At 65.1% G+C, this 13,134-nt stretch carries 12 protein-coding genes; 2 read left to right on the top strand and 10 right to left on the bottom strand.

The annotated features are described in order from the left end of the window. Positions 1-3: 3 nt before the first annotated feature. Genes ACYVHH_RS08265 through ACYVHH_RS08255 form a run of 3 tightly spaced genes read right to left on the bottom strand, consistent with a single transcriptional unit; the run spans position 4 to position 1,162 of the window. Complete coding sequence (locus ACYVHH_RS08265) at positions 4-267, bottom strand: DUF4212 domain-containing protein (RefSeq protein ID WP_460564657.1); 264 nt, start codon at positions 265-267, stop codon at positions 4-6. 32 nt (positions 268-299) lie between these two features. After that, complete coding sequence (locus ACYVHH_RS08260; RefSeq protein ID WP_460564656.1) at positions 300-875, bottom strand: tetratricopeptide repeat protein; 576 nt, start codon at positions 873-875, stop codon at positions 300-302. Next, the gene (locus tag ACYVHH_RS08255) at positions 866-1,162 is read right to left on the bottom strand and encodes a hypothetical protein (RefSeq protein WP_460564655.1); all 297 of its coding nucleotides are present in this window, start codon (positions 1,160-1,162) and stop codon (positions 866-868) included. The genes ACYVHH_RS08260 and ACYVHH_RS08255 overlap by 10 nt, the downstream gene beginning before the upstream one ends. 194 nt (positions 1,163-1,356) lie before the next feature. Here ACYVHH_RS08255 and ACYVHH_RS08250 point away from each other — a divergent pair, with 194 nt between their 5' ends. Further along, on the top strand, positions 1,357-2,817 hold the full coding sequence (locus ACYVHH_RS08250) for a putative nucleotidyltransferase substrate binding domain-containing protein (protein ID WP_460564654.1): 1,461 nt from the start codon (positions 1,357-1,359) through the stop codon (positions 2,815-2,817). 24 nt (positions 2,818-2,841) lie between these two features. On the opposite strand, the gene ACYVHH_RS08245 is transcribed toward ACYVHH_RS08250, so the two are convergent. From ACYVHH_RS08245 to ppsA, 5 genes are all read right to left on the bottom strand, one after another. Then, positions 2,842-5,037: a 3'-5' exonuclease gene (locus ACYVHH_RS08245; protein ID WP_460564653.1), complete on the bottom strand. Its 2,196-nt coding sequence runs from the start codon at positions 5,035-5,037 to the stop codon at positions 2,842-2,844. Continuing rightward, a complete protein-coding gene (locus ACYVHH_RS08240) occupies positions 5,034-5,408 on the bottom strand; it encodes a response regulator transcription factor (protein ID WP_460564651.1) in 375 nt (124 codons plus the stop codon). Before ACYVHH_RS08240 ends, ACYVHH_RS08245 begins: the two co-directional genes overlap by 4 nt. Before the next feature lie 2 nt (positions 5,409-5,410). Next, positions 5,411-8,173, bottom strand: coding sequence for an ATP-binding protein (locus ACYVHH_RS08235; RefSeq protein WP_460564650.1), 2,763 nt, complete (start codon positions 8,171-8,173; stop codon positions 5,411-5,413). Between the two features lie 7 nt (positions 8,174-8,180). Continuing rightward, positions 8,181-8,378 (bottom strand): hypothetical protein, encoded by a 198-nt coding sequence (locus tag ACYVHH_RS08230; RefSeq protein ID WP_460564649.1) that lies wholly within the window; start codon positions 8,376-8,378, stop codon positions 8,181-8,183. A 136-nt stretch (positions 8,379-8,514) separates the two neighbouring features. Beyond that, positions 8,515-10,908 carry a phosphoenolpyruvate synthase gene (ppsA, locus tag ACYVHH_RS08225; RefSeq protein WP_460564648.1) on the bottom strand — a complete coding sequence of 798 codons (2,394 nt, stop codon included), beginning with the start codon at positions 10,906-10,908 and terminating at the stop codon, positions 8,515-8,517. Between the two features lie 139 nt (positions 10,909-11,047). Between ppsA and ppsR the strand changes: the two genes are divergently transcribed. Then, on the top strand, positions 11,048-11,857 hold the full coding sequence (gene ppsR, locus ACYVHH_RS08220) for a posphoenolpyruvate synthetase regulatory kinase/phosphorylase PpsR (protein ID WP_460564647.1): 810 nt from the start codon (positions 11,048-11,050) through the stop codon (positions 11,855-11,857). A 21-nt stretch (positions 11,858-11,878) separates the two neighbouring features. On the opposite strand, the gene ACYVHH_RS08215 is transcribed toward ppsR, so the two are convergent. Together ACYVHH_RS08215 and ACYVHH_RS08210 are read right to left on the bottom strand one after the other, a co-directional pair. After that, positions 11,879-12,766, bottom strand: coding sequence for a lytic transglycosylase domain-containing protein (locus ACYVHH_RS08215; RefSeq protein WP_460564646.1), 888 nt, complete (start codon positions 12,764-12,766; stop codon positions 11,879-11,881). Next, complete coding sequence (locus ACYVHH_RS08210) at positions 12,763-13,134, bottom strand: hypothetical protein (protein WP_460564645.1); 372 nt, start codon at positions 13,132-13,134, stop codon at positions 12,763-12,765. Before ACYVHH_RS08210 ends, ACYVHH_RS08215 begins: the two co-directional genes overlap by 4 nt.

Raw genomic sequence — 13,134 nt, 5'->3', positions numbered from 1 at the left:
GAGTCAGTCACCGTCCTGTTCGTCTACGCCGTGATGCTTGTCCAGCCGGTTCGTGTACCAGGCGTAGAACGCAACGATGCAGCCATAGACCAGCATCGACCCCTGAGCCGCCATCCAGAAGCTGAACGGCCAGCCAAAGAACCGGAAGTTGAGGTCGCGGGCGAAGTAACTGACGCCAAAGGTGACGGCGAACCACACCAGCAGCAGGACGGCGGTCAGGCGCAGGATGGCAGACCAGTAACGGCGTTGGACTTCGGTGGGTGGCATGGGGTTGTTGTCTGGATCCGTATCTACAGGGCTCAGGCGGCGCCAGCCCACTCCACGCCCAGCTCCCGTGCCAGCCCCAGCGCCACCTTGGGCTCGAAGCTGCCCAGGTGCTGCACCGTCTGGCACGCCTTCTCGAGCTCACCGCGCCGGGCCTGCAGACGTGCCAGCTCGACCCAGGCATGGGGGCTGAAGGGTTGGCGCGCCGTGTTTTCCTGGAAAGCGCGGACCGCCTCGTCCAGGCGGTTCTGCCGCTCAAGCGCACGCCCCAGGCCATACCAGGCCTGATCCAGCCTGTCGTTGATGGCCAAAGCCTGGCGGAACGCATGTTCGGCGCGTTGCGCGCACTGCCCCGCCTGGTCCAGCAGAAAGCCGAGGTTGTACCAGGCCGCTGCGTCGCCCGGTGCCAGGTCGACGGCACGCTGCTGCAGCAACAGCGCCTGCGTCATCTCGCCCTCTGCGGCCGACAGGTGCGCCAGGGTTGCAAGCGCGTGCGTGTCGTGCGGCAGTTGGGCCAGGAGCCTGGTGAAACAGCTGCGTGCCACCACCGTGGCGCCCAGCATCAGCGCCAGCCTGCCGCCAGACCGGAGCCAGGCCGTGCTCAACGACACGCCTGCACTCCCAGGTCCAGACACATGACGATCTTGGCCACCGTTGCGGCGCACCAGGTGAACATCAGCAGCAGGAACGCCACCAGCGCGTGGTGCTGCCGCAAGACAAAACGGGGGGTGATCCACTGGACCAGCCAGAGGAAAGGCTTGCACAACGCATCCAGCACCCACAGGAAGAGGTTGCCAGAGGCGCCATCAGGCGCCGTTCGCTGAATCCAGGCGCCCAATACCCAGCGGCCCACCAGCGCCATCAGGGCAATCTCGGCGATGAGTTTGACGGTCGTCACCAGAAGCAGCATGCTGCAATAAGGGGAAAGAGGAATATTCGGGGAAGCTTAACAACATCCAGCCAGCGCACAGGGCAAAACCACTCAGGAAAACCCTGAGAAACGGGCGCAGCGTCAAGCGCTATTGACGCTGCGCAAGGTTGCGGGCCGGAGGTTGTGTAGCATGGGCGATATTACCCAACCGCAGCGCCCCCATGCCCAGCCAGCCACTGCCCCGTAGCGCCGACAACCATGTCAACCTCATCACCACGCCGGTGTCGGCGCTGGTCAAGCGCCAGGCGGTGTCGCTGCCGCCCAATACCACCATCCGTGAGGCGGCGCAGGTCATGCGCGACCAACGGGTGTCCTCGGTGCTGATCGTGCAGGACGGCGTGCTGTTCGGCCTCATCACCGACCGAGACCTGCGCAACCGCGTGGTGGCAGCGGGTCTGGACACGTCACGGCCGATCATGGAAATCGCCACGCTGGCCCCCATGACCATCGGTCTGAACAGCCACGCCTTCGATGCGCTGCTGATGATGGCCCGCCACAACATCCACCACGTGCCGGTGATGGACGGGCAGCAGGTGGCCGGCATGATCACCAGCACCGACCTGACGGAGCAGCAGAGCAATTCGGCCGTCTACCTTGCGGGAGCCATCTACAAGCAGACCTCGGTGGAGGGCCTGATCGAGACGAGCCAGCGCATCAAGCAGCTGCAGCAGAACCTGGCAGCCGCCGAAGCCAGTGCCTACAGCACGGGGCATATCGTCTCGGCGATCACGGACGCACTGACATCGCGGCTTTTGCAACTGGGTGAATTGCGCCTGGGGCCGCCGCCCGTGGAATACGCCTGGGTGGCCGCAGGGTCGCAGGGGCGCAACGAGCAGACCGCCAAGTCGGACCAGGACAACTGCATGGTGCTGGACGACGCCTACGACGAGCAGCTGCACGGCGAATACTTCCGCGAACTGTCACGCTTTGTCTGCGACGGCCTGAACGCCTGCGGCTACGTGTACTGCCCCGGCGAGATGATGGCCATGACCGACCAGTGGCGCCAGCCGCTGCGCCAGTGGCAGCATTACTTCCGCAACTGGATCGACCAGCCCGACCCCAAGGCGCTGATGCTGACCTGCGTGTTCTTCGACCAGCGCTTCGTGTATGGCAAGCGGGAGTTGCTGGACACGCTGCGCGAGGACGTTCTTTCCCGCAGCAAGGAGCAGAGCATCTTCCTGGCATTCATGGTGGGCAACGCGCTGACGCACCAGCCGCCCTTGAACTGGCTGGGCAACCTGTCACTGATCAAGAGCGGCGAGTACGAAGGCACCATCGACCTGAAGCACACGGGGATCGTCCCGATCATCGATCTGGCCCGCGTCTATGCGCTGGCGGGCGGCTCGCCCGCGGTGAACACGCGCGACCGCCTGGAGAACGCAGCCGCCAGCGGCGAGATCACCGAGCAGCGGGTGCGCGACCTGCTGGACGCGCTGGAATACCTGAGCACCTTGCGCATCCAGCACCAGGCCAGGCGCATGTCGGACGGACACGCCGCCGACAACTACCTGCGGCCCGACGAACTCTCCAACCTGGAGCGCAGCCACCTCAAGGAGGCTTTCGCGGTGGTCAAGAGCCTGCAGGGCGTGCTGGGCAACCGCTACCAGGCCGGGCGTTTCTGAGGGCAAGGCGCAGGCGCCCCGCCCTCAGTACCTGAGCCGCGCGTAGTAGGTGCGCTGCGCAGCCTCGCGCGCCTGCCCCAGCGTGTGTATGCCCTTTTCCGCCAGCAGCGGAATGAGCTTCAGGAACACCTCCGCCGTCACCATGGCGTCACCCATCGCGGTGTGCCGGCCAATGACCGTGACGTTGAACCGCTCGGCGATCGCCTCCAGCCGGTGCGAATCCTGGCTGGGGTGGATGAGCGCCGACAGCAGCAGGGTGTCAAGCACCGGCTGGTCGAAGCTCAAACCGGTGGTTTTCTCCTTGAGCTGAAGGAAGCGCATGTCGAACGCGGCGTTGTGCGCCACCAGCACCGTGTCCTGTGCAAAGGCATGGAACGCAGGGAGCACCTCCAGGATGTCGGGCTGCCCTTCGACCATGTCGGGCGTGATGCCATGGATGGGAATGGACGCTGGAGGAATGGTCCGGCGCGGGTTCACCAGTTGTTCAAAACTCTCCTGCCGCAGCAGCTTGCCGTTGACGATGCGCGTCGCACCGATCTGGATGATCTCGTCGCCCTGCGACGGATTGAGCCCGGTCGTCTCGGTATCGAAAACGGTGTAGGCCAGCTCCGTCAGCGGCACGTCCTCCAGCGCCTGGCTGCGCGCTGATGTGCGGAAGAGGTCGAAGTCGTAGTATTCCGGGCGGCTCTCGTTGCGCACGAAGGTGGCCACGTCCAGCTGCTCCTGCGGCTGCGCCGTGGGCAGCAGGAAGCGGAAGAAGGCCCTGTGGCTGGCGCGATCCCGCTCGAACCAGAAGGCGCCGCCGTGGCGCTCCACGACGTCCCGCACCGTCAGGGACGAGGCGTCACCCGCCACGCGCATGGGGTCCATCTCCCAGCTCATCACGGTCTCGGTGCTGATGGCGTGCCCTGACCAGATCAGATCGAGTTCGGCGCGCTGCTGCCCCTGCGTGGCGGGCTGCAGGCGCAGGGAAACGTAGCGCACGTCGAACTCATCCTTCAGCCTTGCGCTGAGGTAGACCAGCGCCTGCATCAGCGAAAAGCTCTCGACGCGCAGCCACAGCGCGTTGTCGACGTCGACATCCTTGACCGGTACGCCCGCGCCTTCCTCGATGCGCCGGCCCACGGCGGACAGCAGATCGGACGCCAGCATGTCCTCCAGCGGCCAGCGGGTCTTGAGGCCACTGGCCGACCGGCAGGCCAGGTCCTGGATGCGCTGCCCCATGGCGCGCACCTCGTCCCTGACGACGTTGAGGAAACGCTCCCGCATGGAGGCTTCAAGGTCGGGGTAGTCGAGCATCTCGACCGCCGCCTGGATGTTGGCCAGCGACGCCCGGCTGCCTTCGGTGAGGCCCAGCAGAAGCTGGTCGCGCTCGGCTTCCTCCTCGTACTCGCGGGTGATGTTGTCCAGCATCAGCACGTAACCTGCAAGTGCCATCGGCGAGTCCGCCTCGCCTTGCGCATGCACCTGCCGGACCGGCGCCATCTGCACGCGCAGCAACTGGCCCGCCCGCGTGGTGGTGACGAATTGTGCTGATGGACTGGCAACGCCCCGGCGCATGCGCTGCTGCACGCTCTCCAGCGCATGTGACACCAGCTTGCGGTCGAACACGGCGTAGATGGAGCGCCCCAGGCCGATCAGCTCGGCGCCATCGGCCAGGCGCGGCGCACTGGACAAGGCGCGAAACTGCACCCTTGCCCGGTTGTTGTAGAGCAGGATGCGGCCGTCCAGGTTGCACACCACGACGCTCTGGGTCAACTCCGACATGAGCGCCGCCAGGCGAGACTTTTCCTGCTCTATGCCCTGAGCGGCTTCGCGCACCTTGGCGTCCATCTCGGCGCGCAGGTTTTCCCTTTGCTCAACCAGCTGGTTGACCAGCACGGTGATGGCCCGCGTCTCGCGGTTGCCTGCCGGCTCCAGTTGGCGGACGACGTCGGTGCGCAGGAACACCTGGGCGTGCTCGACCAGTTGTGCCGATGGCATCACCCAGTACTGGAACCACTTTTGCAGCCCCCAGGCGAGCAGACCAGCCCCTGCCAGCCAGGCCAGCAGCAGCAGGGGCGCGCGCCCGGCCAGGATGTCCTGGAACAGCCTGGACTGCTCGCCCTCCAAAGTACTGGCCACCAGCCAAAGGGCCAGCACCAGCCACACCGCCAACCCCAGGGCACCTGCCAGCAGCAAACCCCAAACGCGCCGGTCGGCGCGCCGCTGGCGGCTCACTCGCCAGCTCCCAGCATCTCACGCACTTTCTCCACCAGTTCCTTGGTGGAAAACGGCTTGGTCATGTAGGCATCGGCCCCTAGGGCCAGCCCCTTGGCCACGTCGGTGTCGCGCCCCTTGGCGGTGAGCATCAGGATGCGCGTGCCGCGGATGTCTTCCCGCGCACGGACCTCCTGGCACACATCGAAACCGCTCTTTCGCGGCATCATCACATCCAGCAGCACCAACGCCGGGCGGTACGCCACGATGGCGTCCAGCGCCTCCTGGCCATCACGTGCAACCTGCACGTCGTAGCCCTCTCGCTTCATCAGAAACTCCAGCGAGATGAGGATGTTGGGTTCGTCGTCGGCGATCAGTATGGTCGCGCTCATGGTCATGTCTCCTGTTTGGTACCGGGGAAGCCGCCACCGTCGGCCATGGCCGGCAGGAGAAAGCCGAAACAGGCCCCCTGCCCGGGCACCGACCGCAGCCACATGCGCCCCCCGAAATGTTCAACGATCTGCCGGCTGATGGGCAGCCCCAGGCCGGTTCCCTGCGGGCGGTCAAGGCTGCTGCCCCCCTGCCGGAACTTCTCGAACACCTGCTGCTGCTCTTCCGGGCGGACACCCGGGCCGTTGTCCTCCACCTCCACGGTCACCCCCTGCTGCCGGCGGTCCACGCGGACCTGAACCAGCCCCTGCCCCGCCGGCACGAACTTGGCGGCGTTGGACAGGAGGTTGAGCATCACCTGCGTGAGGCGGTCCGCATCGGCCCGCACCATCACGGCTTCGGACGGCGCGTGCACCGTCACCTGGGCACCCCGCTCCCGCAACAATTCCGCCGTCGTCTGCACCGACTGCCTGACCAGACTGACGATATCCAGCTCGGAGTTGTGCCATTCGGCGTGGCCGGACTCGATCTTGGCCATGTCCAGGACCTGGTTGACCAGACGGGTCAGGCGCTCCGTCTCGGAAACGATGATTGCAAGGAAACGCTGGCGTTGGACGACATCCATGTCTGCATCATCCACCATGAGTTCAGCCAGCGCCCTGATCGACGTCAAGGGCGTTCGCAACTCGTGCGTCACCGAGGACATGAAGTCGTCCTTCAGCCGGTCCAGGCTCTGCAATTGCTCGTTGGCGGCCCGCAGTTCCGCGGTCGCCAGTTCGAGCGAACGCGATTTTTCCTCCAGCTCGTGGGAGTGCAGGCGCAGCCGGTTGGCTTCCTCCAGAATGCCCATCACGTCGTTCAGATCAAGCGATTCCTCCTTGACCACGGACGCCACCATCACCCGTGCAGACGCACTGCCGATGGCACCTGCCAGCTGCGTTTCAACGAATTGCACCAGTTCCGGCGTGGCCTGCAACTGGTCTACGGATGCCACCCCCTGGGCCTGGGCGTAGGTGCGGAATAGCTGGTTGGCGCGCTCCACGCCCAGGAAGCGGCCAGCCAGGGGCAGCAAGGCCGCCACGCTGGCCTGGCCGCGCCAGAACACCGGGTGCCGCGAGCTGGGGCGGTCACTGCGGTCAAACACGTCCACGAACAGCAGCGCCTGGCTGGTTTCCCGGGCCGAAGGCGTGCGCCAGACCGACACGACCACATAGGCACCAGCGTTGAACAGCATGCTCCAGAACAGCGAATGGGTCAGGTTGTCCAGCCCCCTCAACCCGAAGAGTTGCTCAGGCATGAGCAGCGCCACACCCCAGGGTCCGTGCTCCAGGAAATCGGCGGGCAACCAGCCGGACTTGGCCAGCGAAGGCAGCATCAGCGTATAGCTCCACAAGGCGAACCCCAGGAGCAGGCCAGCCATGGCCCCCTGCCGCGTACCGCCCTTCCAGTACATGCCCCCCAGCAGCGCTGGCGCAAACTGGGCCACGGCCGCAAAACTGATGAGGCCGATGCTGACGAGCGCGTACGCCTCACCTGCCAGGTGATAGTACAGGTAGCCCAGCAGCAGGATCAGCAGGATGGCCAGGCGGCGTATGTACAGGAGCAGCCGGGTCAGGTCGCTGCCCTGCGCACGCATCCAGCGCTGGGTGCGCAGCAGCACGGGCATGACCAGGTCGTTGCAGACCATGGTGGAAACCGCGATGGCCTCGACGATCACCATGCCCGTTGCCGCCGAAAGCCCCCCGACGAAGGCCAGCAGGGCCAGCGCGCTCTGCCCGTGGGCCAGCGGCAGGGTCAGCACGAAGGTTTCGGGGTCCACCGTGCCGCGCCCGAAGTCGAGCAAGCCGCCGAGCGCGATCGGCAGCACAAACAGGTTGATGAGCAACAGGTACAGGGGAAACACCCAGACCGCGCGCTTGAGGTGGCGCTCGTCGACGTTCTCCACAACCATCACCTGGAACTGGCGCGGCAGAAGGATGACCGACAACATGGCCAGCACCGTCATGCCGAACCATTGCGCGTAGGCAAACGGCTTGCCCTGCCCCAGCGTCAGCAGCTGCGCCAGCTCGGGCACGGCACGCACGCGCTCGAAGATGTCCCCCACCCCCTCGAAAAGCCCGTAGGACACGAACAGGCCGACGGCCAGAAACGCCAGCAGCTTCACCACCGACTCGAACGCGATGGCGGCGACCATGCCCTCGTGCCGTTCGGTGCTGTCAAGGTGGCGCGCACCGAACACCATGGTGAAGCCCGCCAGCGCCAGCGCCAGGTAGAACGTGCTTTCCTGCCACCAAGGCTGCGAGGACATCAGCGGCTCCCCCGGCGGGGTGGTCATCACAGCGTAGCCGACCGATATCGCCTTGAGCTGCAAGGCGATGTAGGGAACGATGCCGACAACCGTGATGAGCGTGACGGCACCGGCCAGCACAGGGCTCTTGCCATAGCGGCTGGAGATGAAGTCGGCGATGGAGGTGATGCGGTAGGTCTTGGCGATGCGAATCATCTTGCGCACCACGAGCCAGGCGAGGATCATCGCCAGCATGGGCCCCAGGTAGATGGGCAGGAACCACACCCCCGAGCTGGCCGCGCGCCCCACGCTGCCGAAGTAAGTCCAGGCAGTGCAATACACCGCCATGGAAAGCGCGTAGACCCATGCGCTGCCGATGACGGAGCGACCTTGCGCCGCCCGCCGGTCGCCCCAGTACGCCACCGCGAACAGCAGCAGCAGGTAGGCAAAAGAGACCGAGACGACCAGCAGCGCAGACACGGCAACGTCACTCCGGCTGTCGCTCGACGATCCAGGCCAGCAGCGCTATCAGGCTCCCCCACACGATGAAAAGCGCCAGCGGAAACAGCGGCAGACCGAACCACTGCACATCGCGGTCCCAAAGGGCGATGAGCGGAAAGTTGAACAACAGCCCACCAGCGAAAAACAGCGCCAGCAGGCGTTGGGACACCAGCGTCTGGTTCATGGTTTGCCTCCTCTTGCGCCGGTGCAGCCAGACCGGCCACCCTATTGTGCTCCCAAGGGGCTTACCAAGCACTTACCGGGCGCAGATGAAAAAAGGGCCGTTGCCGGCCCTTTTTGTGGTCGATGCGTGAACCCGGTCACTTGGCGGCAAGTTTCTGCCAGGTGTCCACCACGGAATCGGGGTTCAGGGAGATGGAGCTGATGCCCTCGTCCTTGAGCCACTGGGCGAAGTCGGGGTGGTCGCTGGGGCCCTGGCCGCAGATGCCGATGTACTTGCCCTGCGCGCGGCAGGCCTTGATGGCCTGACTGATGAGCGCCGTGACAGCGGGGTCGCGCTCGTCGAAGTCGTGGGCCAGCAGTTCCAGGCCGGAGTCACGGTCCAGACCCAGGGTGAGCTGGGTCAGGTCGTTGGAGCCGATGGAGAAGCCGTCAAAGAACTGCAGGTACTGCTCGGCCAGGATGGCGTTGCTGGGGATCTCGCACATCATGATGAGCTTGAGATCGTTCTCGCCACGCTTCAGACCGAACTTGGCCAGCAGGTCCACCACACGCTCGGCCTGCTTGAGGGTACGAACGAAGGGAACCATCACCTGCACGTTGGTCAGGCCCATGTCCTCGCGCACGCGCTTGAGCGCCTCGCACTCCATGGCAAAGGCTTCGCCGAAGTCGTCGCTGATGTAACGAGCGGCGCCACGGAAACCCAGCATGGGGTTTTCCTCGTCCGGCTCGTAGCGGCTGCCGCCCACCAGCTTGCGGTACTCGTTGCTCTTGAAGTCGCTCAGGCGCACGATGACCGGCTTGGGCCAGAAGGCCGCGGCGATGGTGGCCACGCCCTCGGCAACCTTGTCGACATAGAAGGCGCGCGGGCTGGCATGGCCACGGGCCACGGATTCCACGGCCTTCTTCAGGTCGGCGTCCACCTGGGGGTAGTCCAGGATGGCCTTGGGGTGCACACCGATGTTGTTGTTGATGATGAATTCCAGACGCGCCAGGCCGACGCCGCCGTTGGGGATCTGGGCGAAGTCGAAGGCGAGCTGCGGGTTGCCCACGTTCATCATGATCTTGACGTCCAGCTCGGGCATCTCACCGCGCTTGACCTCGGTGACCTCGGTTTCCAGCAGACCGTCGTAGATGTTGCCGGTATCGCCCTCGGCGCAGCTCACGGTGACGAGCGTGCCATCCTTGAGCGTGTCGGTGGCGTTGCCGCAACCCACCACGGCGGGGATGCCCAGTTCACGCGCGATGATGGCGGCGTGGCAGGTGCGCCCGCCGCGGTTGGTGACGATGGCGCTGGCGCGCTTCATCACGGGTTCCCAGTTGGGGTCGGTCATGTCGGTGACGAGCACGTCGCCGGGCTGGACCTTGTCCATTTCGGAGATGTTGTGCACCAGGCGCACCGGGCCAGTGCCCACCTTCTGGCCAATGGCGCGGCCAGAGGCCAGCACGGTGCCCTTGCCCTTGAGCTTGTAGCGCATTTCCACCTGACCTGCCGCCTGGCTCTTCACCGTCTCGGGGCGGGCCTGCAGGATGTAGAGCTGGCCGTCGTTGCCGTCCTTGCCCCACTCGATATCCATGGGGCGGCCGTAGTGCTGTTCGATCACGATGGCGTACTTGGCCAGCTCGCGCACGTCGGCATCGGTCAGGCTGTAGCGGTTGCGCTGCTCCACCGGTACGTCGATGGTTTTGACGAGCTTCTTGGTGGCGGCCTTTTCCTCAGGGGTGCTGAAGACCATCTGGATCAGCTTGGAGCCCAGGTTGCGGCGGATGAGCGCCTGCTTGCCCGCCTTGAGCATGGGCTTGTGCACGTAGAACTCGTCAGGGTTCACAGCGCCCTGCACCACCGTCTCACCCAGGCCGTAGCTGGAGGTGATGAAAACCACATCCTCAAAGCCACTTTCGGTGTCGATGGTGAACATCACGCCAGCGGCGCCCAGATCGGAACGCACCATGCGCTGGATACCGGCGGACAGCGCCACTTCAGAGTGGGTGAAACCCTTGTGCACGCGATAGCTGATGGCGCGATCGTTGTAGAGACTGGCGAACACTTCCTTGATCTTGTGCAGCACCTCCTCGATGCCGTGCACGTTCAGGAAGGTTTCCTGCTGGCCAGCGAAGGAGGCGTCGGGCAGGTCTTCAGCCGTGGCGGAGGAACGCACGGCGTAGGTGGCGGTGGTGCTGTCGCCGTTGAGGGTGGCGTAGCCGTCGCGGATGGCCTGCTCAAGATCGGCCGGGAACGGCTGAGCCTCGACCATGGCGCGGATCTCGGCGCCGACTTCGGCCAGGGCGCGCACGTCTTCGGTGTCCAACGCTGCCAGTTTGGCGTGGATGCGCTCGTCCAGGCCGTCGGCCTTGAGGAACTCGCGGAACGCGTGCGCCGTGGTGGCAAAGCCCGTGGGCACCCGCACGCCTTGCGGCAGTTGCGAGATCATCTCGCCGAGGCTGGCATTCTTGCCGCCGACGGCTTCGACGTCGCTCATTCTGAGTTGTTCAAAGGGCACGACCAGAGCGGTCGGGCTGAACAGTTGGGACATGGTAGGACTCCTAAGTTAAAAAACCGGGAGCCACCCCGCCACCACCACCCCGATCGTTGTTGTGTTCTGGGAGGTGCCGGAAGCCAGGCGACAAATCTGGATAATGGGCGTGATTGTAGGTCCTTGGCTCCCTGACACCATGCCCCACCGCACAGCCTTCTTCATTTCCGACGGCACCGGCATCACCGCCGAAACGTTTGCCAAGGCCATCCTGGCGCAATTCGAGATCGACCCCAAGCGTGTGCGCCTGCCCTTTGTGGACGACGCCGACAAGGCCTGGCAGGCCGTGCGCCAGATCAACCACGCCGCCGAGGTGGACGGTGTGCGCCCGCTGGTCTTCACCACCGTGGTGAACATGGAGGTGCTGGCCGTGCTGCGGGCAGAATGCAAGGGCATGCTGATCGACATGTTCGGCACCTTCATCTCGCCCCTGGAGCACGAGCTGGGCATGAAGTCCAACCACCGCGTGGGGCGCTTTTCGGACGTTTCCAAGAGCCAGGAGTACCACGACCGGATCGAGGCCATCAACTTCGCACTGGAACACGACGACGGCCAGACCAACAACAACCTTGAACAGTCCGACGTGATCCTGGTGGGGGTGAGCCGCAGCGGCAAGACGCCGACCTCGCTGTACCTTGCCATGCAGTTCGGGCTGAAGGCGTCGAACTACCCGCTGATTCCGGACGACTTCGAGCGCCGCCAGCTGCCGCCGCCGCTGGTGCCATTCAAGAAGAAGCTCTTCGGCCTGACCATCCAGCCCGAACGGCTGAGCGAGATCCGCAACGAGCGCCGCCCCAACTCGCGCTACGCGAGCCTGCAGAACTGCCGTTACGAGGTGTCTGAGGCCGAGGCCATGATGCGCCGCGCGGGCATCCGCACGCTCTCCACGACGACCAAGTCGATCGAGGAGATCGCCACCATCATCCGGCAGGACCTGAACCTGGAGTGACCAGGCGGCTGAACCGCTGGCTTACATGGCGCCCGGGCGGGCATGCACGGGCGAGCGGTAGAAGTGCAGGATGCGCTGCACGTAGTTCTGCGTCTCGGCATAAGGCGGCACGCCGCCGTGTTTTTCGACAGCGCCTTCACCCGCGTTGTAGGCCGCTGACGCCAGCGCCACGTTCCCGTTGAAACGCTCCAGCAGCCAGCGCAGATAGGCCAGCCCGCCGCGCACGTTCTGCTCCGGGTCAAAGGCGTTGCGCACGCCGAAACGTGCCGCCGTGTCGGGAATGAGCTGCATCAGCCCCTGCGCGTTCTTGGATGACACCGCCGCCGGGTCCAGGTTGGACTCGGCCCGGGCAATGGCCAGGGCCAGCCGGAAATCCACGTCGAAGCGCGGCGCCAGGCGCCGGATCAGCAACGCATGGCGCTGCTTGTCGCGGGGGAGCGTCAGCATGTAACGCTCGACCACCTCGAGCGGCACGGCGGGTTCAACGGCGGGCTCTTGACGTGCCAGTTCGAAAGCGGGTGCACGCCCGGTCAACAGGCACTCCGGCCACAAGTCCATGTGCCGCTGCTCGCCGAGCAGCTCCCTCGCCTTCTCGTGGCCGCGCTGCGCAGCCATGGCCAGCAGCGTCAGGCCTTCCTGCCGCCCGCTGTCGTCTGCACGCTCCAGGAAAAGGCGGCCAAGGCGGTATTGCGCCTCGATGCTGCCAAAACGCGCCGCGGCGCAAAAGCGCTCTGCGGCCAGAACGGGGTTGCGCTTTCGCTGGGCGTCGTAGCCCTCCTCGATCCAGCGCGACAGCCTGGGCGGTTCATCGCTCCACTCAGGCGGGGCATCCTCGGGCAATGGCATGGCCACGGCGCACAGGCTTGCAGCCCATACCCCCAGCACCGCCAGAACCCGAACGGATTTCATGTCTTTTGTGCTTTCTTCTTGCTGAAGTCGATGCCATGCGCATGCCGGCTCAGCGCAAACGAGGCGAATATCTTCATCCACAGCGTCACGCCCGCGGTAGCGATCCAGTCTTCGCGGGCCATGGCCTGGAACCCGAGGACAGCGACGAGCACCCCGACCAGCACCACCACCCCGATCAGGTTGATGACAAGTTCGTACGGCGCATAGCGCTCTGGCTGGGCGGGCGGGACCCCTTTCTTCAGGGCAACCTCGGAAAAATCGCGCTTGACGAGAATGCGCCACACGCGCCTTCCCCAGAAAAATGACACCGGAAACAGGGCCAGCAAAAAGACCCAGTCCAGTATGGCAATGCTTACACCCCAGTCCAT

The sequence above is a fragment of the Hydrogenophaga aquatica genome (genome assembly GCF_054780915.1).
Note: the sequence above shows the minus strand (reverse complement) of the source record. Positions and strands in the feature narration are given on the sequence as shown.